Genomic DNA, 25,020 nt, shown 5'->3' with positions numbered 1-25,020 from the left:
CGGGAAGTCCCGAACGGGCATCGCCCAACCGGAGGTACGGCATGGTTGTCGGAAGTCGTCCAGTCAGCTGGGAAGATCTTCGCCAAGCCGTGGTCTGGCAGGGTCTGCGGGATGCGCTGGCTGTCATCACTCCGCCCGGGAACACCTCGCTCACGATCGTGGACGCCGGCGGCGGGAGCGGTGGGTTCGCGGTACCACTGGCCGAGCAGGGCCACCGGGTGACAGTGGTTGATCCGAGCCCTGACTCACTCGCGTCCCTCGACCGGCGGGCAGCTGAACGCGGGGTCACGCATCTGGTGACGGCACGTCAGGGTGATCTTTGTACTCTCCCGGGGATCGTCGGTGCAGCATCCTGCGACGTACTGCTGTGTCACACCGTGCTGGAAGTCGTGGATGAACCCGCCCGTGCCCTTGCGGCCGCAGCGTTGGTCCTGCGTCCGGGCGGGCTGCTCAGCATCGTCGCGGCCAACCGGGACGCGGTCGTGCTCGCCCGCGCGCTCGCGGGCAGGTTCGCGGAGGCGCAGTACGCGCTTGCCGATCCCGGCGGGCGGTGCGGAACATCCGACTCCGCGCACCGTTTCGATGCGCGTGCTCTCGCCGGCATGGTGCGCGGTGCCGGTGCCGATGTGATCGCGATCCACGGTGTACGGGTGTTCGCAGACCTGGTACCCGGAGCGTTGGTGGACGGCGACCCGTCCGCCGCCGAGCGGTTGCTGCGCCTGGAGATCGCCGCGTCGTCCCGTCGGCCGTTTCGCGATCTTGCCACTCAGTTGCACGTCCTCGCTCACCGCAACGCCGGCTGACAGCAGGCAGCTGAATGCGGTCACGGTGAGCACTGACGGACTGCCTGACGATGAGGGCAGCTGTGTCCTGCACGTCGACATGGACGCATTCTTCGCCTCGGTCGAGGTGCGGGCCGCACCACGCCTGCGGGGCTGTCCCGTGATCGTCGGTGGCGGCGCGCGGGGGGTGGTGCTGTCCGCAACTTATGAGGCCCGTCGCTACGGCGTGCGAAGCGCCATGCCCATGGCCCAGGCGCGTCGACTGTGCCCGGCGGCGGTGGTGGTGCCCGCCAACCACGACGCCTACCGTGCGGCGTCGACAGCGGTCATGGAGATCTTTCATGACGTCACGCCGATGGTCCAGCCGCTGTCCCTTGACGAGGCGTTTCTCGACGTCACGGGCGCTCGGCGGCATTTTGGACCGCCGGCTCGCGTGGCGGCGGCCATCCGGGCCAGGGTTGCCTCCGAGCAAGGGCTGACCTGTTCGGTCGGGGTGGCGCCGTCGATGTTCATCGCCAAGATTGCGTCCGCGCGGTGCAAGCCGGACGGGTTGCTGGTGGTTCCCGATCATGGCGTGCTTGCTTTCCTGCATCCACTGCCCACCACCGCGCTGTGGGGAGTCGGGGAACGTACCGAGGCAACCCTGCGGCGTCTGGGTCTGCGTACCATCGGTGACATCGCCGACACTCCGCTCGCCACCCTGCGGGCTGTGCTCGGCCGGGCTGTGGGAGCGCAGCTGTCCGCGCTCGCCCACGGCCGTGACGACCGGGTGGTCAGTCCACCCGCGGTCGATCGCAGCATCGGGGCCGAAGTGACCTTCCCGGTCGACACCGCGGATCGAGCCGGCATCGTCCGGGAGCTGTTGCGCCTGTCTGAGCGGATCGGCGCCCGGCTGCGGGGCCGCAGCTACGGAGCCCGCACTATCTCGCTCAAGGTCCGCTATGCTGACTTCAGCACCGTTACCCGGGCGCGGACGCTACCTGAAGCGACCGATGTCGCACAGACGATCTATCGCACTGCATGTGAGCTGTTCGACGGGCTTCGCGCTGAGGCCATTGCCGCTCGACCGGTCGCGGTACGTCTGGTCGGCGTGCGGGTTGAGAATCTCGTCGCGGCCGGGGACCTGACTCACCAGCTCGTGTTGGGTGAGCGCCGCTTCGGGCGACGGGATGCCGAGCATGCCGCTGACCGCGCGCGTAGCCGCTTCGGTGCGGACACGATCCGGCCGGCGTCGCTGATGACATCTCCCGGTGTCACCCGGGATGGGCTTCCCGGTGTCACACGGGATGGGCAGGGGGAGGACTGAGGGCAGGACGAACCGATCGGTCTGTCTCGGCATGGTTGGTTGCCTACCGCGCCCGCCCGCTCGTGCCTATTCTTGGGTGTCAGGTTCCGTCTGCCGGACCTGCCGGTCGTGGGAGGAGCGTCGATGCCGCTCTCGGAAAACGAGCAGCGCCTGCTGGATCAGATTGAGCGCGCGCTCGTCGAGGACGATCCGAAGTTCGCGAGCACGGTCCGCTCGACGAACCCCCGTACATACCTGCTACGCAGGGTTCGTCACAGCGTTCTCGTGTTCGTGCTCGGATTGGTCGTCCTGGTCGTCGGAGTCGTACTCAACCGGACGCCGCTGATCGTGGTCTTCGGTGTGCTCGGCTTCGGTCTGATGTTGTTCGCGGCGTCGCGGGGCGCTGCCGATCTTCGCCGGATCGGTGGTCGCGGTGGCGAGTCGGGCGGTCGTCATCCGTCGGTTTCACGGCGCCAGCCCCGTGCTTCGATCACTGCGCGCCTTGAGGAACGCTGGCGCCGTCGATGGGAGGACAGGGACGGCCAGTGACGGTCGATGACGGCCGATGACGGCCGGTGATGGTCAGGTTGACTGACGGCTGGGTCGTCTCCGTCGGGCGAATCGGCCGAATCCACCCAGCCCGCCGACCACCGAGCGTGGGGCGACCAGCGCACGCGCTCGGTCGCTGCGCGGGGCCGCCGTCCGCAGCAGCTGCCCGACCAGCTGCAGGTTACGTCCGATCCCTGCGTCGGACGTGCCGGACCGGGCCAGCGTGGGCGGTCCGTAGCAGGCCAGCTCCTCCGCCTCGGCGATCCGGAACAACGCAGCCCGTGCCGTCTCGGCGTCGGGTGCCGCGACCTCGGCGCTGGCGGCGATGTGGTCGGCCAGGCGCATTGCGACGGCCCGCGGCGACTCGTTCGAGCGCAGCGGCAATCCAAGATCGGCCGTAAGGTCCGTGAGTTCGGCCCAGACCGCGTGCACCCGGACATCCACGGCCGTTGACCCGTCGCGATCGGGGTGATCGCCTGTCATCGCGACGGCGACACGGCGGCGGCGGCGCGCGATCCGCACCATGGCCGGAAGCAGCAGCACCACGACGATGCCGGTCCCGAGCAGAGCCCGCGCACCCCACCGGATGATCGTAGATAGTGAAATGCGTACGGAATGTGTTTTCTCGGAAGCTTTTGGCTCCGCGATGGGTGCGCCATCCCGGCTGGCACCAGGATGCGGCCCCGTCGCCGGAGTCGGCGTGGCGGCGTTGCGCGACGGTGCGGCCGAGGAGTTCGCACCGGGCCCGGTCGCGTCGGGGGACAAAGCGTACGCCGGGGTGATGGTGCCGTCCGCACGAGGAGTGGGCTCGAAGGAAACCCATCCGATCGAGGCGAACCACGCTTCCGGCCAGGCGTGCGCATCCTTGTTGGTGATCAGATAGCTGCCGTCGGACTGTCGGGTCCCCGGGACGAAGCCGATCACAACCCGGGCCGGGATGCCGAGAGCTCGCAGCAGCACGGTCATCGCGGAGGCGAACTGCTCGCAGTAGCCACGTCTGCTCGTGAACAGGAACTCGGTCAGAGCCCCGTCCTGGGTCGTGGGAGCGCCGTTGAGGTCATAGATGAAGTTGGTGTCGTGCAGGTAGTTCTGGATCGCGACGGCCTGCTGGTAGCTGTTCGTGCGGGTCGCTGTTATGTCACGGGCGAGTTTCCCGACCCGCGGGTCGGTACTGGGCGGAATCTCCGTGTCAATCTTCAGATCTGCCGGGACCGTCCGCGGTGAGGCCGCGAGCTGGCTTGGAAGCGGGTCGGGGATGGACGCCTCCACCTGGAAGTGTGCGCCGGCGGTAGTGGCCCGGGTACTGAAGACCGTGCCGGTGTCGGCGGACAGTCGCCAGTCGTGGTCCGGAGCAAGACCGTCTATCCTGGTCGGGGTCCCAGGCAGGGGAAGGTAGCGTTCCGTCAGGACCGTCGACACGTTGATTGTTGCTGACACCGTTGTGGCGCGGGTGTTGCGGGCCACCGTGGGAAGGCCGTCGCTGATTTTCGCATCGCTGGTCGCGTGCAGCGAGCGGAGAGTGAACCGCTGCCCGTCGAACTGCTCCAGCGCGGTCAGCCGCAGGTACCGGGGAGTGGCCGTGCGCACCGACAGCAGGCTCGTGGGCTCGCTGGCATGCAGTTGCTGCGACATCGAGACGAATGGCGGCACCACGATCGCCGAACCCGGGCCGACCGTGTAGCGGGGAACACCCTGCTGGCGGGCCAATGGTCCCACCCCGTCGAAGGACGGCAACAGGGCCGGGACCGCCAGGGTGCACACCACCGCGCACAGGGCGATCCCGGCGGCAAGGCTGGCTGCGCTGTTCGGTAGTGACGGCCGCTCCGATCGGGTGATCGACTTTCCCCAGCGTTCGAGCGTCTGCCGCCTGTCCATCGCGAGCAGCAGCAGAAATCCTGCCGTGCCGAGCAGGAACGGCGCTACTCCGACACCGCGTGGCAGCACGGCGGCGGGCAGCATGAACAACGCCAGCAGCGGAAGTCCCGCGAGTGTCGGGCGTCGGATCGTCACCACCAGGAGATCGACGATCGTCGCGACGACGTAGACGCCGGTAACGGTGAGTATCACCAGGCCCGGTCGTTGCGGCACCGGTGCGGCAAGCCTGGCCACGTCGTCGCGACCGGCCGTGACCAGGGTGCGCAGCGCATCCACCGTCCGTCCCGTCGGGACCAGACCGGCGACGGCGGTATCGCGCGCATACAGCGCCGTAACCAGTATCACGAGCCCCAGCAGCCCGAGCACGAGCGCCACCGGGATGGCCAGCCGGAGCGCCCGCGCCAACGCGGCCGTGGCCACAGCTACCGCGGTGGCCACGATCACGGGACCGAACCACCACCAGAAGCCTTCGAACAACGGCGTGAGCGCGGATGCGCAGAGCAGCGACGCCAGGGCGCCACCGATGGCAGGGGAGAGTCGGGGCTGGGAAGTCACCGGGCCACTCCGGCCTGTGTGTTCGTGGACAGCGCATGGGTCGGTTCCACCGTCGGTCCCGGCGCCGGACCACCACCTGCGCCCGGGCCCACCTCAGGCCCACCGGTGGTTGACGCCGGTGTGCGCTGGTCGTCATGAACCATGCCGACCGGCACCGGCACCGGCACCGGCACCGGCACTGGCACTGGCACCGAGACCGAGACCGAGACCGGCACCGGTAGGGGTACGGGTCCGGGCCGGTGCTCCGTCGTGGCCGTCGCGCCATCCCGGGTCGGTTCTTTTCCAGCCGTTCCCGGCCACAACGTGGCGAGCTTGTCGCCGTAGGACGCGATGATCACTGTCCAGCCGTGACGCTGGAAGATCGCCCGGTGCGCCTGCAGGGTTTCCTTCCCGCCGGCTGAGGCGTCCGCGCCCCACGTCGCCACGTCGACCAGCACAGCGATCGCGGTGGCGTCGCGTGGGCGTGCCCGGGCCAGGGCATCGGCCTGCGCCGGATCGGTCTGCCCGATGATCGCGACCACCATCGCGTTGTCAGCGGCCTGCAGACGGCTGCGCGCGCCGTGGATCGAAAGAGTGTCGGTCGTGTCCACGACCGCGAGCGTGTCCAGCAGCGTGGTCGGGTTGCGCGATCCCCTGGCCGCGGCCGGGGTCGTGGCGTTGCCGCACAGCAGCCGGACCGTCTGGCCCGTCCCGGTCAGGTGTACTGCGATCGAGGCGGCCGCGCCGACCGCCCATTCGAACGGGGACACGGGACCCCGATCGGCCCAGGCATCGGAGCGGGTGTCGAGGAACAGGGTCGCGCTGCTCGGGCGGAAGCCCTCTTCCTGGCGCACCATCAGGGCGCCGGTGCGGGCGCTGGTCCGCCAGTGAACCCGCCGAAGGTCGTCGCCGGGCTGATACGCACGGGTGGAGAAGTCGTCCGCACCAGCAGTCGACACATGCCGGTGACGGTGGGTGTTGATCGTGGCATTACCGCCGGGACGGGTCCGGGGCAGGACCTCCACCGGCGGGGTCACGATCAGCTCGTCGCGGCTGCGGAACGTGCGCGCGAGCTCGCAGAGCCCGAAGGGATCCGTGATCCGGATCGCCATCGGACCGATCACGTGGCGGCCGCGCAGCTGGGGACGAAGCTGGTAGGTGAAGTACCGGGCGCCACCCGCCTCCACCCGGTCGAGCACGAACCGGGCCCGGAAGCCGAGAGGGTCTGGAACCTCGTCATCGACCAGCAGGACCGAGGAGGGACGTCCACTCATGTTGTCGATCCGGATGCCGACCGACACGGCACCGCCCACGGCCACCCGGGCGGGCATGAGAAGGCGGTGGCACGCGAGCCGGTAGCGGGTCTTGCACACGAACGCCGCCGCGCACACCGGCAGCGCCACCAGCAGAACGCCGACGCGGAACAGGTCCTCCTCGCCGACCGTGGCGGCCAGTGCGCAGCAGGCCAGTCCGGTGGCCACGAAGCAGAGCCCGCGGATGGTCAGCCCGCGTATTGCCGCCAGAAAGTCGAGCACGAGAACTCAACGGCCGCGGTGCGGCGGACGTGCCCCATGGCGTGGGATGGGGACACGCGCGACGATGTCCGCAATGATCCGGGAGGTGATGTCGGTCATGGACGTGCTCGACATCGCGATGTCGGGGTTCACCAGCAGCCGGTGTGCGAGCACCGGCGCCGCCATGGCCTGGACGTCGTCGGGTAGGACGAAGGCGCGGCCGTCAAGGGCGGCCCGGGCCCGGGCGGTCCGCACGAGGTGCAGGGTCGCACGGGGGGATGCGCCCAGGGCGAGTTCGGGATGCCGGCGGGTGGCGGCCACGAGGTCGACGATGTAGCGGCGTACGTCATCGGACACATGGATGGCGCGCACCAGGGAAATCAGCTTGGCGATCTCGCCTGCGTCGGTGGCGGGACTGATCCCGTCCAGGGGTTCGGTGGTCCCGTGGCTGTCGATCATGGCTAGCTCGGCCTCGGGCGATGGGTAGCCCATCGACACCCGCGCGGCGAAACGATCGCGCTGTGCTTCCGGTAGTGGATGGGTGCCTTCCATCTCGATCGGGTTCTGGGTCGCTATGACCATGAACGGTGGCTCCAGGTGATAGGTGACACCGTCGATGGTGACCTGGTGTTCCTCCATGCATTCCAGGAGTGCCGACTGTGCCTTGGGGGCAGCCCGGTTGATCTCGTCGCCGACGACGATGTTGGCGAACACCGGCCCGGGGCGGAACTCGAAGTCCCTGGTGTCCTGGTTGTAGACGCTCACCCCGGTGACGTCGCTGGGTAGCAGGTCCGGTGTGAACTGGATGCGGCGGACCCGAGCGTCGATGGAGCGCGCGAGGGCCTTGGCGAGCATCGTCTTTCCCACGCCGGGTACGTCCTCGATCAGCAGGTGGCCGCCGGCGAGCAGGACGATCAGTGAGATCCTGATCACCTCGGGCTTACCGTCGATGACGGTCCCGACGGCCTGAGTCACTCGCGTCGCGACATCCGCCAGGTGGTGCAGCTCGGTCCCCGGCTCGCGCCAGTGCATGACGCCGGGCTCCGTCACCGTCACGTCAGCCTCCGTCCTCAGGTCAGCCGTCGTCAGATCGGCACGGTGGGCCCGGCGGACCCTCCACGAGTGTGACACCAAGGCGGGCGATGGCCTTCACGCGTCGAGAATCATCTGCCCACCGATGTCCGGAAAGCGTACTGATTCGCGGCAGCATTGGATCGTAGCTGCCACGACTGTTACTCGCAGGCGTTTTTGTCATGTTTGGTCAAAGGACACATTGACGTCGCATCGATGATCCATATGCCTCGGTGGTTGTGGGCTTCGAGGGGTGTGTCCGGAGTGTCGGAGGGCTTCCCGGTGGGGGAGAGTGGGGTACAGTGGCGCGCAGTGGGGGACAGGCGCACTCGCAGGCCAACCAGAGCGGGACTGGATGGCCCTGAACCTCCCGGGCACGGGCGAGGAGGGCGCCGATGTTCCTCGGCAGCCACACGCCACGGCTCGACGACAAAGGCCGGCTCACGCTGCCGGCGAAGTTTCGTGAGGAGCTGGAAGGGGGGCTTGTGATTACCAAGGGGCAGGAGCGATGCCTCTACGTGTTCCCCATGGTTGAGTTCACCCGGATCAGCGACTCGCTGCGGACCGCGCCTGTTACAGCAAAGGCGCTGCGGGATTACAGCCGTGTCTTCTTTTCCTCCGCGTCGGACGACGTTCCCGACCGGCAGGGCAGGATCACCATCCCGCCCGCGCTCCGGGCCTACGCGGAGCTGACCCGCGACTGCGTGGTGAACGGTGCGAACACCCGGGTGGAGATCTGGGACGCCTCCCGTTGGGACACCTATCTCGCCGGCCAGGAGGAGACCTTCGCGGCGCTTTCCGAGGAGGTGTTGCCCGGCGTCATCTAGAGGCTAGAGGTGGAGACACCTGAGGACGGGGCGCCGGCGTGCGCCGAGGTCTCCCCCCGCTCTGCACCGGACGTCACTTCCCCGGTGTCCGGTGATGCGAGCGGGGCGGGACCTGGGCACATGCCGCACTTTCGGGAACGGGATGTGATGTGGACAACCCGGGACCAGGCAAGTCGTCCAACAGATGTGTGATTTACATCTTTGTTCTTCACACCTTCACCCGTCGCGGCTTGCCATTGTCGTGGCGAAACGCCCGCCGCGAGGTCCACGAACAGTTCGAGGAGGTCGAGGTGGACGCCATACACACCCCGGTCCTCTCCGACCGTGTTGTCGCCCTGCTGGCACCGGCGTTGGGTGCACCCGGGGCGGTGGTGGTCGATGCCACCGTGGGACTCGCGGGTCATGCGAGCGCGTTACTCGCCACCTGTCCCGATGTTCACCTGGTCGGTCTTGACCGTGACCCGCAGGCGCTGGGAGAAAGCCGCGCCCGGCTTGCGGCCGAAGGCGACCGGGTCACTCTTGTACACGCGGTGTACGACCAGTTGCCGGCGGTTCTTGACACACTCGGCCTCACACAGGTGCACGGCGTGTTGTTCGACCTCGGCGTGTCCTCACTGCAGCTCGACTCCGACGAGCGGGGATTCAGCTATTCCCGGGACGCCCCACTGGACATGCGGATGGACCCGACCAGGGGTTCTACCGCGGCGGATGTCCTCAACACCTACGGTGTCGACGAACTTGCCCGGGTCCTGCGTGACTACGGAGAGGAACGGTTTGCCCGGCGGATTGCCTCAGCCGTGGTCGCTGAGCGTGCCCGCGAACCGTTCACATCCTCAGCTCGACTTGTCGATCTTGTTCGGCGGGCCATTCCGGCGGCGACCCGCCGTACCGGCGGAAATCCGGCAAAGCGCACGTTCCAGGCATTGAGGATCGAGGTCAACGGTGAGCTCGCGGCGCTCGCGCAGGCCCTGCCTGCGGCCCTCGACGCGCTCGCCGTTGGGGGGAGGCTGGTCGTGCTTGCCTACCATTCGCTGGAGGACCGCATGGTCAAGCGGGCGCTGGCGGCCCGGGTGCGGCTCGATGTGCCGCCCGACCTGCCGGTGATCCCCCCGGAAGCCGTCCCGACGATGCGGTGGCTCACCCGCGGCGGCGAGGTGCCGTCGCCGGACGAGGTCGCGGCCAATCCGAGAGCCGCCGCGGCGAAGCTGCGCGGGGTCGAGCGGACCAGCCGTGGCGCGGCATGACCGCCCCCGCACCCCCGCTGCCGCGCCGGCGCAGGCCCAGGACGCGCCCGGTGGTGGACGTCGGCCGCGCGTCGGCGCGTGCCAGCGTCCGGGCCTCCTCGGCCACGGCATTCGGCGACACCGCCATCCCTATACCCTCCCTGGGCGGCCGGGTCGGAGTCGCGCCTGCTCCTGACCGTCCGTTGCGGCGCTCACACCCACCACGCTGGGCGTCGGCGCCATCACCCCTTGCGGTCACTCGACCGACACCTCGCGGACACACGCCGCGCGCACCGTTCGTGACCCTGTTACTGCTGCTCATGGGTGCCGGTCTGATGTGCCTGTTGCTGATCAACACGGCGCTCGCGCAGAACGCGTTCCTGGTCCACAAGCTGCAGAAGTCCTCGGCGGTGCTGTCCGACGAGGAGCAGACGCTCTCGCTGCGCCTCGATCGGCTGTCCGACCCGGCGAACCTCGCCGCCAGGGCGACCGATCTCGGGATGGCCTATGGCGGTATTCCCGCCTACCTGCCGCCCGGAACCGTGCTACCACCGGGCGCCCGTGTGATCGACACGGATCCGTCATCCGGCGTGGTCACCATCCTGGTGCCCAGCGGGCGAGCGCCGGTCGCCGGCACGGGCGCGGTCGGAGGTGTCCCGGTGGGCACCAGGCCCGCCGGAAGTGGCCGGTGACCTCAACCCTCAACCCGTCGTCCTGGCGCGGTCGATCGCGACTACGGCTGGTTTCCGACCGTGGCCAGCGGGTGGCCGACGACCAGTGGGCGCAGGGCGAGGAGACCGGCTTCACTGACGGCTACGCCGATCCCGACGGCTACCGCCATCGCGATTCGGACGGTGACCAGGACGACGGCTCCGGCTGGGACGACGGGTCCGGGTGGGACGACGGTTCCGGCTATGCATATGACCCGGCCGGCTATCGCCCGGCCGGTTACCGCCCGGCCGGTAGCCGGCCGGGCCGTGGGTGGGATGCGCGCCCCGGCCGCCCTGACCGCCCGGCTCCCCGGGGGGGCGGCAACCGGGTGCGTACGTCGGGCGCGCGTCCGCTTCGGGCCCGTGACGCCGGAGCTCGCCGGCCACGACCGCGGACCCGCCCGGCCCGCCCAGCCCGCCCGCCGATGCGGCTGGGTAACCCGCGCCGACGGCTGCGGACCGCGGTCGTCATCCTCTGTTCGCTGTTGATCGTGCTCGCCGGCCGTCTGACCCAGCTGCAGGCGTTCCAGGCGTCCGTCTACGCCACCCGCGCCGAGCAGGGGCGGCTGCACACCGCGGCACTGCCCGCGGCCCGTGGTGTCATCACCGATCGCGGTGGCGCGATTCTGGCGCGGGACGTCGACGCGCGCTCGGTGTATGCGGACCCGCATAACGTCACCGACCCTCGTGCCGTCGCGAATGTGCTCGCGCCCATCCTGGCGGTGCCCGCGGACACCCTGCTGGCCAGGCTCAAGAGCAGTGGACGCTTCGTCTACCTCGCCCGTGGGCTCGACCCGGCCGTGGGTACGGCGGTGACCAGACTCCAGCTGGCCGGCGTCGGTGTCCTGGAGGAGCGTCGTCGGCTCTACCCGGCCGGCTCGCTCGCATCCAATATCGTGGGCTTCACCACGGTTGGTGACAATGACGTCCTCACAGGCGGAGGCGGCATCGAAGGTGCATATGACCGGGTGCTGCGCGGGATCGACGGGTCGCGCCGCGTCGAGATGGATCCGGCGGGTCGGCCCATCCCGTCCGCGGCAAGCCGGGAGTCCGATCCGGTGCCGGGTTCGAGCGTGCGGCTCACCCTTGACCGCGACATCCAGTGGGCCGCGCAGGCGGCGCTCGCCGAAGCGGTGCGCGCTACCCAGGCTGACGGCGGAACCGTCGTGGTCATGGTCCCGGGCAGCGGAGACATCCTGGCGATGGCCGATGCGCCCGACTACGACCCGAACAAGCTCGGCAGCGCTGATCCCTCGGCGCTGAAGAACCGTGCCACCCAGGACGCCTACGAGCCCGGCAGCGTCAACAAGGTGATCACTATGGCCGCGGCGATAGACCGCGGTCTGATCACGCCGGAGACGCCGGTGACCGTGCCGTCGAGCATGCGCATCGCGGGCCAGACCTTCACCGACGCGGAAGTACACGGCGTCGAGCACCTCACCGCGGCCGGGGTGTTGGCCCGGTCCAGCAATCTCGGGACGATCCAGATCGCGAGCAGGCTCGGTTCGGCGAACCTGGAGACCGCGCTGCGCGCGTTCGGGCTCGGGTCCAGGACGGGCCTGCGGTTCCCGGGCGAGAGCGCGGGCATCCTCAAGGCGTCGTCGGCCTGGGACCCCCAACAGGCGGCCACGATTCCCTACGGACAGGGAATGTCCGCGACCGCGCTCCAGATGGCGTCGGTCTACGCGACGATCGCCAACGGCGGGGTCCGGGTCTCGCCCCGCCTGGTGGACAGCACCACCTCACCGGACGGGGTCGTGCACACCATGCCCCGGGACCCCGGCACCCGGGTGATCAGCGCGAGTACCGCCACGACCGTCGCGCAGATGTTGGAAGCCGTGGCCACCGACTCGGGGACTGCACCGCTGGCGGCTATCAACGGTTACCGTGTGGCGGGCAAGACCGGAACAGCCCAGCGGCCCGGCCCGGCCGGGCACTACAACGGCTATGTCGCCTCGTTCGTGGGCTTCGCGCCAGCCGACCAGCCCAGGGTGGTCGTCGAGGTGGTGCTCGACAACCCCCGGGACGGCCATTTCGGCGGGACGGTCGCCGCGCCGGTGTTCCAGAAGGTGATGACCTTCGCTCTGGCGACGCTCGCAGTGCCCCCGCCTGGCACGACGGCACCCAGGTTCGTCCTCGACCGTGATGCCAGGCGTTGACCGGTCGCGGGCCTGGGACGGCTGGATACTAGGGTCGTCGACGTGACCTCACCGGTGTTGCGTCCGGTTGCCCCGTCGGCGCGGGCACTCACCGACCTGACGTCCCGATGCGCCGATCTCGTGCTGGCCGGCGGCCCGCCCGAGGGGGTGTTCGTCCGCGGCATCACCCACGACTCGCGCGCTGTGCGGCCCGGCGACCTCTACGCGGCGCTGCCGGGTGCCCGGGTGCACGGTGCCGCCTTCGTCGAGCAGGCGCTCGCGGCCGGTGCCGCGGCTGTGCTCACCGACCCGGCCGGTGCCGACCGCATCGCCGGGCTTGCGGCCGGGAGCGCGCGGGTACCCGTGCTCGTCTGCGCCGACCCGCGTGCGGCGTTGGGAACGGTCGCGTCCTGGGTCTACGGCGATCCGTCCCGGTCCCTGACGCTGCTGGGCGTCACCGGAACCAACGGCAAGACAACCGTGGCATACCTGCTGGAGGCGGGGCTGCGTGCCGCCGGCCACACGACCGGGTTGCTCGGCACCGTATCGACGCTGGTGGCCGGGGCCGCGGTCCCGTCGGTGCGCACCACCCCGGAGGCGACCGACCTGCAGGGGCTGCTCGCGGTCATGGTTGAACACGGCGTGACGGCGGCGGCGATGGAGGTCTCCAGCCACGCCATCGCCCTGCACCGGGTCGGTGGGATCCGGTTCGCGGGTGCGGCCTTCACCAACCTCAGCCAGGACCATCTTGACTTCCACCCGTCCATGGAGGCTTACTTCGCGACAAAGGCCGCACTGTTCGCTCCCGGACGGACCGGGGTGTCCGTCATCGACACCGACACCTCCTGGGGGCGCAGGCTCGCGGCCGGTGTCCCGGCTGCGGTGACCTGTGGTCGCAATGCCGACGCCCGGTGGCGCGCGATCGACGTCAGCGGTGGTCCAGCGGGAAGCACGTTCCGTGCGCACGGCCCAGATGGCGTGGACGTCGAGGTGCGCATCGCGCTGCCCGGTGCCTTCAACGTCAGCAACGCCCTGGTGGCGCTGGCGCTGCTCGTCGCCACCGGGGTGGGGGCCGACACCGCCGCCGCCGGGCTCGCGAGCCTGCCCGGCGTCCCGGGCAGGATGGAGCGGATCGACGCCGGCCAGCCGTTCGTCGGTCTCGTCGACTACGCCCACACCCCGGACGCGGTGGAGACGCTGCTGGCAACCGTGCGACCGCTGGTCGGCGGACGCGTGATCATCGTCCTTGGCTGTGGTGGCGACCGTGATCGTGGCAAGCGCCCGCTGATGGGAGCGGCTGCGGTCAGCGGCGCCGACGTCACGATCTTCACCAGTGACAATCCCCGGTCGGAGGACCCGGAAGTGATCATTGCTCAGATGTGTGCCGGTGCGACGACAGTGCCCGCCGGCGCCCGTGGCGAGGTACTGGTGGAGGTCGACCGGGCCGCGGCGATCCGTCTCGCGGTGAGCCTGGCCGGGTCCGCGGACGCGGTCGTCGTGGCCGGCAAAGGACACGAGACCGGACAGGAGCGTGATGGCACGGTGACGCCCTTCGACGATCGGGACGTGCTGCGGGCCGCGCTTGCGGCTGCCGGCACCGGCGCCGATGCCGGCACGGGATCGCGACAGAGCCCCGGCGGGAGGGGCGTCCACAGGTGATAGAGCTCTGCCTGCGCGACGTCGCGGCCGTCGTCGGTGGTCGGCTCGATGCCGTGCCCGACCCGGCCGCGCCGGTCACCGGCGTTGTGGTCGACTCACGCCAGGTCGGTCCCGGCGCGTTGTTCGTCGCCGTGGTCGGTGCCAGGGTCGACGGCCACGACTTCGCCGCGGACGCGGTCCGGGCCGGCGCCACCGCGGTGCTGGCGGCACGGCCGGTCGGCGTACCGGCGGTCGTGGTCACCGACCCCACGGTCGCGCTCGCCGCGCTCGCCGCCGAGGTGCGCGACCGCTCGTCGGCAACGGTGGTCGCCGTGACCGGATCGTCGGGCAAGACCACCACCAAGGACCTTCTCGCCGATCTGCTGGGTGAACTCGGGCCCACGGTCGCCGCGCCCGGTTCGTTCAACAACGAGATCGGCCTGCCGTTGACCCTGCTGAGCCTGGAGCCCACCACCAGGTTCGTCGCGCTGGAGATGGGCGCCCGCGGCCTCGGCCATGTCGCCGCACTGTGCGAACTGGCCCGGCCCGAGATCGGCGTCGTCCTCAACGTCGGGTCGGCGCACGTCGGCCAGTACGCCGACGGGCGTGCCGGTATCGCCCGGGCCAAGGGGGAGCTCGCCGCGGCCGCATCCACCGCCGCCGTCCTGAACATCGACGACCCCCTGGTCGCGGCGATGGCGACCCGGGCCCGCGGCGAGGTCATCACGTTTGGCGAGAGCGCGCGGGCCGATGTACGGGCGGGGCGCGTCAGCGTCGACGACAACGGGTGTGCACGGTTCGATCTGCTCACCGCCGGTGAACGCCATCCTGTCGCGTTGAATCTCGTCGGTGCGCACTACGTCGCGAACGCGCTGGCCGCCGCGGCGGTCGCGATCCGTCTGGGGCTCTCGCCGGAGCGCGCCGCGGCCGCGTTGTCCCGGTCCCGGGCCCGCAGCCGGTGGCGGATGGAGGTCACCGTCACCGGCAACGGTGTCACGGTCGTCAACGACACTTACAACGCCAACCCGGAGTCGATGCGGGCGGCCCTGAAGGCCCTGGTCGAGATGAGCCGCGGCCGGCGGGCCTGGGCCGTGCTCGGGGCCATGGGGGAGCTGGGCGCGGCCGCGGACGACGAGCATGACGCCCTCGGTCGGCTGGTGGTCCGCCTCGGTGTGCCGCGTCTGGTCGTGGTGGGGGCAGACGCTCGCCGGATACACCTCGGGGCGTCACTGGAGGGTTCGTGGTCAGGAGAGTCTGTCTGGGTCGCCGACGTCGAGGCGGCGGGTGGGCTGTTGCGGGAGCGGGTGGCGCCGGGTGACGTGGTGCTGGTGAAGGCGTCCCGCGCGTTCGGCCTCGAGCGGGCCGTCGCTGAGCTGACCGGCACTGAGCTGACCGGCACCGAACCGATGGACGGCGCACGGCCCGCCGAGCGGGGTGCACACGGGTGAGAGGCGTACTGGTCGCCGCGCTGGTGGCCCTGGTGGTGTCGCTGCTGGGCACGCCGTCGGTCATCCGGCTGTTCCGTCGGCGCGGTTACGGACAGGAGATCCGCGAGGACGGACCGTCAAGTCATCTTACCAAGCGTGGTACCCCCACGATGGGTGGCACGGTCATCATCCTGGCGACGCTGGTCGGTTACTTCGTTGCACATCTGATCACGATGAACGGATTCACCGCGTCCGGACTGCTGGTTCTGCTGGTCATGACCGGCCTGGGTATGGTCGGCTTCCTCGACGACTACATCAAGATCCGTAAACAGCGCAGTCTCGGGCTCACCGCGCGGACCAAGTTCGCCGGTCAGGCCGCCGTGGCGCTGGCGTTCGGTCTGCTGGCCGTCCGGTTCAAGAACGCCAGCGGCCTGCTGCCCGGGTCGACGTTCATTTCGATCGTCCGCGACACCGACTTCTCGATCGGCCTGATCGGGTTTCCGCTGCTCGCCTGGATAATCATTGCGGCGACGTCGAACGCGGTGAACCTCACCGACGGCCTGGACGGCCTGGCCGCCGGCACCTCGGCGATGGTGTTCGGCGCCTATGTGGTGATCTCCTTCTGGCAGTTCGGTAACCTCTGCCAACACGGAGCCGCCGTGGACGGCTGCTACTTCGTCCGCGACCCGCTGGACGTGGCACTTGTCGCGGCCGCCGCCATGGGCGCCTGTTTCGGGTTTCTGTGGTGGAATGCCAGCCCGGCGAAGATATTCATGGGTGACACCGGTTCGCTGGCGCTCGGCGGGGCCTTCGCGAGTATCGCGATCGTCAGCCGGACCGAGTTGTTGCTGTTCGTCCTCGGTGGGCTTTTTGTTGTCGAGACGCTGTCGGTGATCCTCCAGGTCGCCTTCTTCAAGGCCACCCGGAGGCGAATCTTCAACATGGCGCCGATCCATCATCACTTCGAGCTGGCAGAGTGGCCGGAGACGACCGTAATCATCCGTTTCTGGATTGTTTCCGGCCTTGCCGTGGCGTTCGGACTCGGACTGTTCTACGCGGAGTTCCTCTCGCACGGCGGTTCCTGATGTGTATCCTCGAAACGGGCGGCCCCCGGCGCCGCCGGGAGACGGGCGGTACAGGACGTTGAAAGCCGAGAACCGGCGAGGTCGCGGGAGATGACCGCAGGCGTGGCGACGTCGCGGCTGCGCCGAACAACGTCCGGCCTGGAGGTACTGTGTTGGGCGGGCTTTGACGAGCGGCTGGTCGATGTTTTTGTCACCACCCGGGATGGCGGGGTTTCCGGCGGCAGCTATGCCTCGCTCAATCTGAGCCTGCGGGTCGGGGACGACAATGCCGACGTGCTGGCTAACCGGGCGCGAACGGCCGCGGCACTCGGCGCCACCCTGGACGACTTCGTCTTCTGCGCGCAGACCCACAGCCCGAATGTCGCTGTCGTGACCCACGAGCATCGCGGTCGGGGCGCCCGCTCGGCCTCGGACGCGATTCCGCTGACCGACGGGCTTGTGACGACAGTTCCCGGACTCGTGCTGGCTGTCCTGGCGGCGGACTGTGTCCCGATCGTTCTGCATGATCCGGTGGCCGGGGTGCTCGCGTGTGTGCACGCCGGCTGGCGCGGGACCGTCGGCGGCGCCACCCCCGCGGCGGTGGCGGCGATGCGGCGCCTCGGCGCTGACCCACGCAACGTGGTCGCCGGCGTCGGGCCCTCGATCACCCCGGACCGTTACCAGGTCGGCGCGGAGGTTGTGGACGCCGTGCGGGCCGCCCTCGGCGGGCGCGCTGACGCGGTGCTGCGGCCCGACGGTGCCGGAAAGTCGACCTTTGACGTGGCCGGCGCGAACGTCGGGCAACTGGTTGCCGCGGGCGTACCGGAAAACCAGATCCACGTCACCGGCCTTGGCACTGGTCCGGGCACTCCCTTTTTCAGCCACCGGGCCGAGAGCCCGTGCGGGCGGTTCGCCGCGGTGGCCCGCCTACGTGGCCAAAGGCGATGCGATCGTGGTTCTGGCGCATCGCCGGAGGCCGCAGTTCCCGGAGCACTACGTGGCCAAAGGCGATGCGATCGTGGTTCTGGCGCATCGCCGGAGGCCGCAGTTCCCGGAGCACTACGTGGGAAGGACGTCCTGTGAACGGGTCGCCCCGGCGTGGGGAAAGTTTTCGCTATGTCGGCTATGACATGGATCCTGCCCATAACCGGCTCGTGTGCCGCTACCGCCTCGACGGGCGGGAGTTCCGCGAAGAGGTGACGTTCCCCGGCGGTGGTGCGTGGGGCGAGCCTGCGGTTGCCGCCGCGGCACGGCTGGTGTTCCTGGTGGCTGCGGTTTCGTACTACAAGTCGGCGGCCCCGCCGCTCATCGATCTCGGTGACACCGCGGTCACGGATGTCGAGCGTGCTTTCCTACAGGAGTTCTATCTCGACGGCCTGGGTGAGTTCGCCTACCGCAACAATCTTGATCTCTCCGAGTTGCGGATCGTCGGCCCGGCGCTGACGCGGGAAACTCCGGTGGCCTTCAACCCGGACGAGGGCCGGTCCCTGGTGCCGTTCGGCGGTGGCGTGGACTCCATCGTCACCGTGGAGCTGTTGCGGCCCAGGGCCAAGGACCCGGCCCTGTTCGTCGTCAACCAGCCCGGTGACCGGTTTGCGGCCATTGAACGAGCCGCTGATGCCACCGGCCTGCCGGTGGTCCGGGCGGAGCGGCTCATCGACAACCAGGTGCTGCGCTCGGCGGAGCTCGGTTTCCTCAACGGGCATGTGCCGGTCACGGGGATTCTCTCGGCGATCGCCGTGATGGCCGCCGTGCTGGACGGGCGGGACGCCGTGGTGATGTCCAACGAGTGGTCGGCGTCGGTGGGAACCATCGAGGTCGACGGCCGCTCCATCAATCACCAGTACTCCAAGGGCGAGGCGTTCGAGACCGCCCTGCGGTCGGTCCTCGCCGAGACTTTCGGCGGCCGGCCGGAATATTTTTCCCTGCTGCGCCCGTTCACCGAGCTCTGGATCGCCCGGCGCTTCGCCGCGCTGCCGCAGTACTTCGACCATTTCCGCAGCTGTAACCGCGCCTTCCACATCGACCCCGCACAGCGGCTGGACCACTGGTGCGGAACGTGCGACAAGTGCTGTTTCATCGATCTGATTCTTTCCCCGTTCATGGACGAGCCGACGCTGCGGCGGGTCTTCGCCGGACGTGAGCCACTGGCTGACATGGCGCTACTGGGTCGTTTCCGCGCCCTACTGGGCCTGTCCGCGGACAGCAAGCCCTGGGAGTGCGTCGGCGACGTCACCGAGTGCCGGGTCGCTACCCTGCTCGCCACCGGACGCCGTGATCGCGGTGCGTCACCCGTCCTCGCCGCGCTCGGTCCGCTACCGGGGGAACCCACGCCTGAGGAGCTGCTCATCCCGCACGGCCGACACTTCGTTCCGGACCGGTATGCGCCCGACGATCTCCTGGTCTGACCTGTGCGGCCGCGCGGTCGGTCTCTACGGCCTGGGCCGTGAGGGCGAGGCCAACCTGCGCGCCTGCCTCGCGCGGGGGATCGAGCCGGTGCTCGTCGACGACGCCCCCGCCCGGACCGACATCGACGGCCGCCCGCTGTTGGTGACAGCGCAGGGCGGCTTCGACGCGCTCACCCACTGTGATGTCGTCATCAAGGCGCCTGGAATCTCGCGGTACGGCGAGACCGTGCGGCACCTCGGACGGCTCGGTATTCCCGTGGTCGGCGGGGTGGGGCTGTGGCTGGTCGATGCAGACCGGTCGAAGGTGGTCTGCGTGACGGGAACCAAGGGCAAGAGTACGACGTCGGCGGTTGCCGGGCACCTGTTGACCCGGTTCGGCTACCGGTGCCTGGTCGGGGGCAACATCGGCGTGCCGCCACAGGATCCGCTGGTCGGCGGCGACTACGACTTCTGGATCATCGAGGTGTCCAGCTACCAGGCGACCGACCTGGCATGCTCCCCGCCGGTGGTCGCGGTCACCTCGCTGCATCCGGATCATCTGCCGTGGCATGATAATGATCATGAGACGTACTTTCGCGACAAGCTCTCCGTCTGCTCCCAACCAGGTGCCGATCTGACCATCGCCAACGGCGACAGCGACCTGATCCGCGCGCACCGGGGCCTGCTCGGCCCGAGGGTGGCATGGGTGCGCACTGACGGCAGCCCGGACGGCAGCCCGGACGGCAGCACCAACGGCGAATGGATCCGGCAACTGGGCCTGCTGGGTCTGCACAACCGGCGCAACGCCCTGATCGCCGGCGCCTGCCTGCGGGCACTGGGAGTACCCGAGGCGGACGACGACGACAAGCTGCATACCGCAGCCGAGGGGTTCGCCGGGCTGGACAGCCGGCTCCAGGTGATCGGAGAGGTCGACGGCGTCACATTCGTCGACGACGGCCTGTCCACCAACGTGCTGCCGACACTCGCCGCCGTTGAGGCCTTCGGCGATCGCAGAATCGCCGTGGTCGTGGGCGGTCAGAGCCGTGGCATCGACTACCGGCCGTTGGCTGTCGGTCTACGTACCCGCATGCTGGACACGCTCGTCCTCACCGTGCCGGACAACGGCCCCGACATCCACCGTCAGGTCACCGAGGCCGGCGCCGGCCCACATGTCACGACGGTGGACACGCCCGACCTCGCCGCCGCTGTGGTCGAGGGGTTCCGGTGGGCACGACCCGACGGCGTCGTCCTGCTGTCGCCCGCGGCGCCGAGCTTCGGACGTTTTCGCGACTACCGCGAGCGTGGCGCCGCCTTCGCGCTCGCCATGCACACCTGCCGTACCAGCGTGCAGTCACAGTAGGTGGTCATAGGCGGCTGTCGTGGTCACAGCGTGTCCGGAGGGATCAGAACATTCGGGTTGAGAATGCCTACCGGGTCGAGGGCCTGCTTGATCCGCCGAAACATGGCGATTTCGACCGGTGAGCGGTTGAGTGGGAGCCAGCGTCGTTTTGCCGTACCGATCCCGTGCTCGGTGCTGATGCTGCCACCGCTGGCGGCGACGAGCCGGAACACGCCGTCCTCGACCCGTTCCCCGGCGGTTTCCGCGCCGGTCACATTGACATGCACGTTGCCCTCGGCGACATGCCCGAACAGCCATGTCCTCGCCTGCGGCGCGATGGCTGTGACGGTGGCGGGTACGGCATCGATGAACGTGGGAAGGCCGGCGAGGGGCAGGGTGACGTCCATCTTCACCGGCGTCCCAAGGGTGCTGATCGACTCGGGGTGCCGTTCCCGGTAGGACCACAGCGCCTGGCAGCCACGTTGGTCACCGGCGAGCGAGGCGTCCCTGACGCCCGCCAGACCGGCGACCGCCTCCGCCAACGTGTTGAGCGGCGTCTCCCCGTCGGCGGTGTCCCCGCCGACCTCGACGAGGAGGTAGGCCGGGTGCGTCCCACGCAGCGGTCGGGGCAGAGCGCAGGTTTCCGCAACAAGATCAAGACCTGCGGTCAGCATGAGTTCGGCCGCGGCCAGCCCGGGCAGACTGTTGCGCAGCAGGGATGCCACCGTGACCGCGTCGGGCACGGATGCGAGCCCCAGCAGACCCACCGCCCGTGCCCGGGTGGCCGGCACAAGCCGGACCCGCACCGCGGTGACGACACCGAGGGTACCTTCGCTGCCGGCGAGCAACGACGGCAGATGGTAGCCGGTGTTGTCCCTGGACAGCCCGGTGAGATGGGAGACCACGCTGCCGTCGCCGAGCACCGCTTCCACTCCGAGCAGCTGTGCCCTGGTGTCCCCGTACTGCAGTACTCGCAGGCCACCGGCATTCGTGGCAACGGTGCCGCCGATCGTGGCGGAGTCACGGCTGGCAAGGTCCACACCGTAGGCCAGGCCCGCCGCGGACGCCGCCGCGCGCAGCACACCGACCGGTACGCCAGCACCGACCGTGGCCTGGCCGGCGGCGGCGTCGATCCACAGGGGCTCGCCGAGCCCGCGCAGACTGAGCACGACCTCCCCGCGGGTCGGGACGCCGCCGCCGACCAGCCCGGTATTGCCCCCCTGTGGCACCAGCGCAACCCCAAGGTGTGCGCAGGCCTCGACGATGGCAGCCACCTGCGCGGTGTCCACCGGACGCACGACGGCGCACGTCCGCCCGACGAATCGTCCGGTCCAGTCCCGGACGTAGCCGGCCATGACCTCCGGGTCGGTCAGCACACGGGCGTCACCGACCGCGTCTTGCAGCGTCTGGACCACCTGGTTTCGCGACATGGTTCAGTCTCGTCCGAGAACCTCGTCAGGGGCCTGCTGCGACGATAATTACCGGTCTGATACCGTACGTTGGCATCCGACTCCGTATTGCCGACCACTTAGCCGGCCGGGGACCGCAGTCGGGCAGGCTCGTGCCCGACACACCCGCGATGGTCGGCGCCCAACAGGCTGGCGGCGTGGACTATTCGGTGCGGGGACCATAACCGCGTCCCCGGGCGAGCGGTGCGAGCACGACGGTGGCCTCGGTGTGCGTGTTCCATGGGTGTTCCTTGACGAGCAGAGGCGTGACGAGCAGGGGAGTGGGACGTGGTGACCGGGGGGGAGGCGCCCGCGCGCGGCGGACCCGAGCCGGGTGGGCACGAGCCGGGTGAGCACGAGCCGGGTGAGCATGAGCCGGGTGGGCACGGGGCCGACGACACCCGGGTGCCCGTACTCGCCCGGCCGCTGGCCTCCTATTACCTGTTGCTCTCCTCGGCCGGCCTGCTGTTGCTGCTCGGGCTGGTGATGGTGCTGTCGGCATCCAGCGTGCGGTCGTTCGACGAACTGGGTTCGTCCTACGCGGTGTTCGCGCGACAGGCCACCTGGGTCGGCATCGGCCTGCCGTTGCTGGTCCTGGCCAGCCGGCTGCCCGTGCGGGTTTTCCGGGTGCTGGCGTATCCGGTCATGATCGTCTCTTTGGTCCTGCTGGTGGTCGTGCTGACTCCGCAGTTCGGAAAGTCGATCAACGGTGCCCAGCGGTGGATCGAACTGGGGCCGTACACGCTGCAGCCCAGTGAGATCGCCAAGCTCGGCCTCGTGCTCTGGGGCGCGGATCTGCTGGTGCGCAAGCGCAGGCTGCTGGGGAACTGGAAGCACCTGCTGGTTCCGCTCGTCCCCGGAGCACTCCTGATCTCCATCATGATCATGCTGGAGCCGGACATGGGGACCACGATCGTGGTGCTCGTGGTCCTGCTGACCCTTTTGTGGGTGGTCGGGACCCCACTGCGGGTGTTCGGGTCGATCAGCGGTGTGATTCTGCTGGCCGGCACCGTCCTGGCCATCCGGGAGCCGTACCGCTTCGAACGGTTGCTGTCCTACCGGGACCCGTTCGCCGACGCCCACAACACCGGCTTCCAGGCGGTCCAGGGCCTGTACGCGTTGGCCTCCGGCGGCTGGTGGGGCGAGGGCCTCGGCGCGTCCCGGGAAAAATGGCCGGGGTTGCTGCCCAACGCCCACACCGACTTCATCCTGGCCATCATCGGTGAGGAGCTCGGCCTGCTCGGCACGCTGGTCGTCGTCATCCTGTTCGCCGTTCTCGGGTTCGCCGGCATCCGGGTCGCCCACCGTACGGCGGACCCGTTCGTTCAGCTCGCCGCCGCCTCCGCCACCGGGTGGCTGCTCGGCCAGGCAATGATCAACATGGGTGCCGTGGTGGGGCTGCTCCCGATTACCGGCATCCCGCTGCCGCTGGTCTCCTTCGGGGGTTCCGCGCTGGTTCCCACGATGCTCACGGTCGGGATGCTGCTGTCGTTCGCCCGGCACGAACCCGCGGCGGCGGCAATGCTCGGCGCCAGGGCGGCGGCCCGACGCGAGGCCCGGGAGGCACGGGAGGCCAGCTCCGGTGGTGGGCGCCGGTTCCGATCCCGCACGCGGGCTGCCCGGGGCGGATCGGGTGAGCGCCGTCGTGGTGACCGCGGTGGTGGTGGCGGGCGCAGCGCTGGTGGCGGTGGTCCCGGTGGTGGTGGTCCCGGTGGTGGTGGTCCCGGTGGCGGTGGCGACATCACCGACGGGATGTCCGCAGCCGCACGCCGTTGACCCGCTGTTGAACGCGGCCCCGCCGGGCGCGGAGAAGCCCGTGCTGTTGTCGCAGCCTGGAACCGATGGGGTACCTTCCCACGAACTGCGGCCTGGTGGGCCAAGGGCGTGTGATCATGGTTTTTTTCGCACGCCCGGAGGCCTGGGTTTTTGCTGGTGGGGTGGTGGGCCAAAGGGGGTGGAAGGCTATGAGCGACAGCGAGTCGGTTGAGGCGATCCTGCCGGGACCGGTTCCGCTCGCCCGCCGGATGGGCGAGCTCGGAACGTGGGTGATGCGTGACCCACTGCGACTCGGTGAGGTCGGCGACGTCATCTCGCTCGCCGGTGGGCTGCCGGCCGGCGAGACGCTGCCCGCCGCGGAGATCGGCGAGGCTGTGCGCCAGGTGGCGACCTCGAAGCTGGCAACGGCCGCGCTGCAGTACTCGGCAGCCGAAGGTCTTCCCGCGCTGCGCGCCTGGATCGCAGACCGGGCGTCGGCTGACCGTGGGCGCCTGGTTGACCCGAGCCAGGTCGTGGTGACCACTGGTGGGCTGCAGGGCCTGGATGTCATCGCCCGTACGCTGCTGGACCCCGGCGATCTCGTGGCCATCGACGAGCCGGTCTTCCCAGGCTCGCTGCACTGTCTGGAGATGTACCAGCCGGAGTTTCTGGCGATCCCGGTCGACGCCGACGGTCTGGACGTCGGCGCGCTCGCCGAACGACTGGCCGGCGGGCAGCGTCCCAAGCTCGTCTACACGGTCGCGACCTTTCACAATCCGACCGGCGCCACGCTCACCGATGTCCGGCGCCGCGAACTCGCGGACCTGGCCGAGCGGTACGGGTTCGTGGTGGCCGAGGACGAGCCGTACCCGGCGCTGCGCTTTCGGGGCAATCCCGTGCCACCGATCGCAGCCTACAGTGATCGTATTGTCACCATCGGGTCATTCTCCAAGACGCTCGGACCGGGACTCCGGGTCGGATGGGTGGTGGTGCCGCGCGCGCTCGCCGACGCGGTGGGCCGCGCGAAGCGCTGGTCGGACCTGCACACCTCGACGCTGATGCAGTACGCCCTGATCGAGCTTCTGGGCCGGGCGGGCTGGTACGACGCGCACCTGGCGACGTTGCCGGTCGTCTACGGGCGGCGGTGCGGCGCTCTGCGTGCCGCCGTCGGCGAACATCTGGCCGGGGTCGTCGAGGTCAACGACCCGGCCGGTGGGCTGTTCGTCTGGGGGCGCGTCGTCGCGCCGGGCCTGTCCGCGGACGACCTGCTCGACTCCGCGGTCCGCCGCGGGGTGACCTATGTGTCCGGCCCGCAGTTCGCCGTGCACAATCCCGACCCCGCGACCATGCGGATGTCGTTTGCGGGCAGTTCCCCGGAACGCCTTGAGCTCGCCGCCCGCCGGCTGGCCGACGCCGCGATCACCGCCCTCGGGTCGAGGGCCTGACAAGGGCCC

At 69.6% G+C, this 25,020-nt stretch carries 19 protein-coding genes; 15 read left to right on the top strand and 4 right to left on the bottom strand.

Going from position 1 to position 25,020, the window contains the following annotated elements:
* Positions 1-41: 41 nt before the first annotated feature.
* From U9983_RS01800 to U9983_RS01790, 3 genes are all read left to right on the top strand, one after another.
* Positions 42-803, top strand: a complete 762-nt coding sequence (locus U9983_RS01800) for a methyltransferase domain-containing protein (RefSeq protein ID WP_322752346.1) — start codon at positions 42-44, stop codon at positions 801-803.
* A gap of 25 nt (positions 804-828) precedes the next feature.
* A complete protein-coding gene (dinB, locus tag U9983_RS01795) occupies positions 829-2,088 on the top strand; it encodes a DNA polymerase IV (RefSeq protein ID WP_322752345.1) in 1,260 nt (419 codons plus the stop codon).
* A gap of 123 nt (positions 2,089-2,211) precedes the next feature.
* Positions 2,212-2,616 carry a DUF3040 domain-containing protein gene (locus U9983_RS01790; RefSeq protein WP_322749563.1) on the top strand — a complete coding sequence of 135 codons (405 nt, stop codon included), beginning with the start codon at positions 2,212-2,214 and terminating at the stop codon, positions 2,614-2,616.
* A 33-nt stretch (positions 2,617-2,649) separates the two neighbouring features.
* On the opposite strand, the gene U9983_RS01785 is transcribed toward U9983_RS01790, so the two are convergent.
* Genes U9983_RS01785 through U9983_RS01775 form a run of 3 tightly spaced genes read right to left on the bottom strand, consistent with a single transcriptional unit; the run spans position 2,650 to position 7,571 of the window.
* A complete protein-coding gene (locus tag U9983_RS01785; RefSeq protein WP_322752344.1) occupies positions 2,650-5,046 on the bottom strand; it encodes a DUF3488 and transglutaminase-like domain-containing protein in 2,397 nt (798 codons plus the stop codon).
* Complete coding sequence (locus U9983_RS01780) at positions 5,043-6,560, bottom strand: DUF58 domain-containing protein (RefSeq protein WP_322752343.1); 1,518 nt, start codon at positions 6,558-6,560, stop codon at positions 5,043-5,045. Before U9983_RS01780 ends, U9983_RS01785 begins: the two co-directional genes overlap by 4 nt.
* A gap of 6 nt (positions 6,561-6,566) precedes the next feature.
* Entirely contained in the window at positions 6,567-7,571 is a 1,005-nt protein-coding gene (locus U9983_RS01775) for a MoxR family ATPase (RefSeq protein WP_322749575.1), read from the bottom strand.
* Between the two features lie 434 nt (positions 7,572-8,005).
* Here U9983_RS01775 and mraZ point away from each other — a divergent pair, with 434 nt between their 5' ends.
* The 10 genes from mraZ (at position 8,006) to murD (ending at position 20,384) form a co-directional block, all read left to right on the top strand.
* Complete coding sequence (mraZ, locus tag U9983_RS01770) at positions 8,006-8,437, top strand: division/cell wall cluster transcriptional repressor MraZ (RefSeq protein ID WP_322749566.1); 432 nt, start codon at positions 8,006-8,008, stop codon at positions 8,435-8,437.
* 299 nt (positions 8,438-8,736) lie between these two features.
* Positions 8,737-9,681 carry a 16S rRNA (cytosine(1402)-N(4))-methyltransferase RsmH gene (gene rsmH / locus U9983_RS01765; RefSeq protein ID WP_322752354.1) on the top strand — a complete coding sequence of 315 codons (945 nt, stop codon included), beginning with the start codon at positions 8,737-8,739 and terminating at the stop codon, positions 9,679-9,681.
* Positions 9,682-9,959: 278 nt separating this feature from the next.
* Positions 9,960-10,352, top strand: a complete 393-nt coding sequence (locus U9983_RS01760; protein WP_322752342.1) for a hypothetical protein — start codon at positions 9,960-9,962, stop codon at positions 10,350-10,352.
* Positions 10,349-12,529, top strand: coding sequence for a penicillin-binding protein 2 (locus U9983_RS01755; RefSeq protein ID WP_322752341.1), 2,181 nt, complete (start codon positions 10,349-10,351; stop codon positions 12,527-12,529). The genes U9983_RS01760 and U9983_RS01755 overlap by 4 nt, the downstream gene beginning before the upstream one ends.
* A 42-nt stretch (positions 12,530-12,571) precedes the next feature.
* Positions 12,572-14,167, top strand: a complete 1,596-nt coding sequence (locus U9983_RS01750) for a UDP-N-acetylmuramoyl-L-alanyl-D-glutamate--2,6-diaminopimelate ligase (RefSeq protein WP_322752340.1) — start codon at positions 12,572-12,574, stop codon at positions 14,165-14,167.
* The gene (locus U9983_RS01745) at positions 14,164-15,594 is read left to right on the top strand and encodes a UDP-N-acetylmuramoyl-tripeptide--D-alanyl-D-alanine ligase (RefSeq protein ID WP_322752339.1); all 1,431 of its coding nucleotides are present in this window, start codon (positions 14,164-14,166) and stop codon (positions 15,592-15,594) included. Before U9983_RS01750 ends, U9983_RS01745 begins: the two co-directional genes overlap by 4 nt.
* The gene (gene mraY, locus U9983_RS01740) at positions 15,591-16,658 is read left to right on the top strand and encodes a phospho-N-acetylmuramoyl-pentapeptide-transferase (protein WP_322752338.1); all 1,068 of its coding nucleotides are present in this window, start codon (positions 15,591-15,593) and stop codon (positions 16,656-16,658) included. The genes U9983_RS01745 and mraY overlap by 4 nt, the downstream gene beginning before the upstream one ends.
* Positions 16,659-16,748: 90 nt before the next feature.
* Positions 16,749-17,720 carry a peptidoglycan editing factor PgeF gene (pgeF, locus tag U9983_RS01735; protein ID WP_322752337.1) on the top strand — a complete coding sequence of 324 codons (972 nt, stop codon included), beginning with the start codon at positions 16,749-16,751 and terminating at the stop codon, positions 17,718-17,720.
* Positions 17,717-19,045 (top strand): hypothetical protein, encoded by a 1,329-nt coding sequence (locus U9983_RS01730; RefSeq protein WP_322752336.1) that lies wholly within the window; start codon positions 17,717-17,719, stop codon positions 19,043-19,045. The genes pgeF and U9983_RS01730 overlap by 4 nt, the downstream gene beginning before the upstream one ends.
* A complete protein-coding gene (murD, locus tag U9983_RS01725) occupies positions 19,020-20,384 on the top strand; it encodes a UDP-N-acetylmuramoyl-L-alanine--D-glutamate ligase (protein ID WP_322752335.1) in 1,365 nt (454 codons plus the stop codon). Before U9983_RS01730 ends, murD begins: the two co-directional genes overlap by 26 nt.
* Positions 20,385-20,407: 23 nt before the next feature.
* Here the strand turns inward: murD and U9983_RS01720 are convergent, their stop codons facing one another.
* Positions 20,408-21,793: an FAD-binding oxidoreductase gene (locus tag U9983_RS01720; RefSeq protein ID WP_322752334.1), complete on the bottom strand. Its 1,386-nt coding sequence runs from the start codon at positions 21,791-21,793 to the stop codon at positions 20,408-20,410.
* 306 nt (positions 21,794-22,099) lie between these two features.
* Between U9983_RS01720 and ftsW the strand changes: the two genes are divergently transcribed.
* Positions 22,100-23,587 (top strand): putative lipid II flippase FtsW, encoded by a 1,488-nt coding sequence (gene ftsW, locus U9983_RS01715; RefSeq protein ID WP_322752333.1) that lies wholly within the window; start codon positions 22,100-22,102, stop codon positions 23,585-23,587.
* 188 nt (positions 23,588-23,775) lie between these two features.
* The gene (locus U9983_RS01710) at positions 23,776-25,011 is read left to right on the top strand and encodes a PLP-dependent aminotransferase family protein (protein ID WP_322752332.1); all 1,236 of its coding nucleotides are present in this window, start codon (positions 23,776-23,778) and stop codon (positions 25,009-25,011) included.
* Positions 25,012-25,020: the final 9 nt, after the last annotated feature.

The organism is Protofrankia sp. Cas3, from assembly GCF_963555955.1.
In the GTDB taxonomy this organism is placed as follows: Bacteria; Actinomycetota; Actinomycetes; order Frankiales; family Frankiaceae; genus Protofrankia.
Note: the sequence above shows the minus strand (reverse complement) of the source record. Positions and strands in the feature narration are given on the sequence as shown.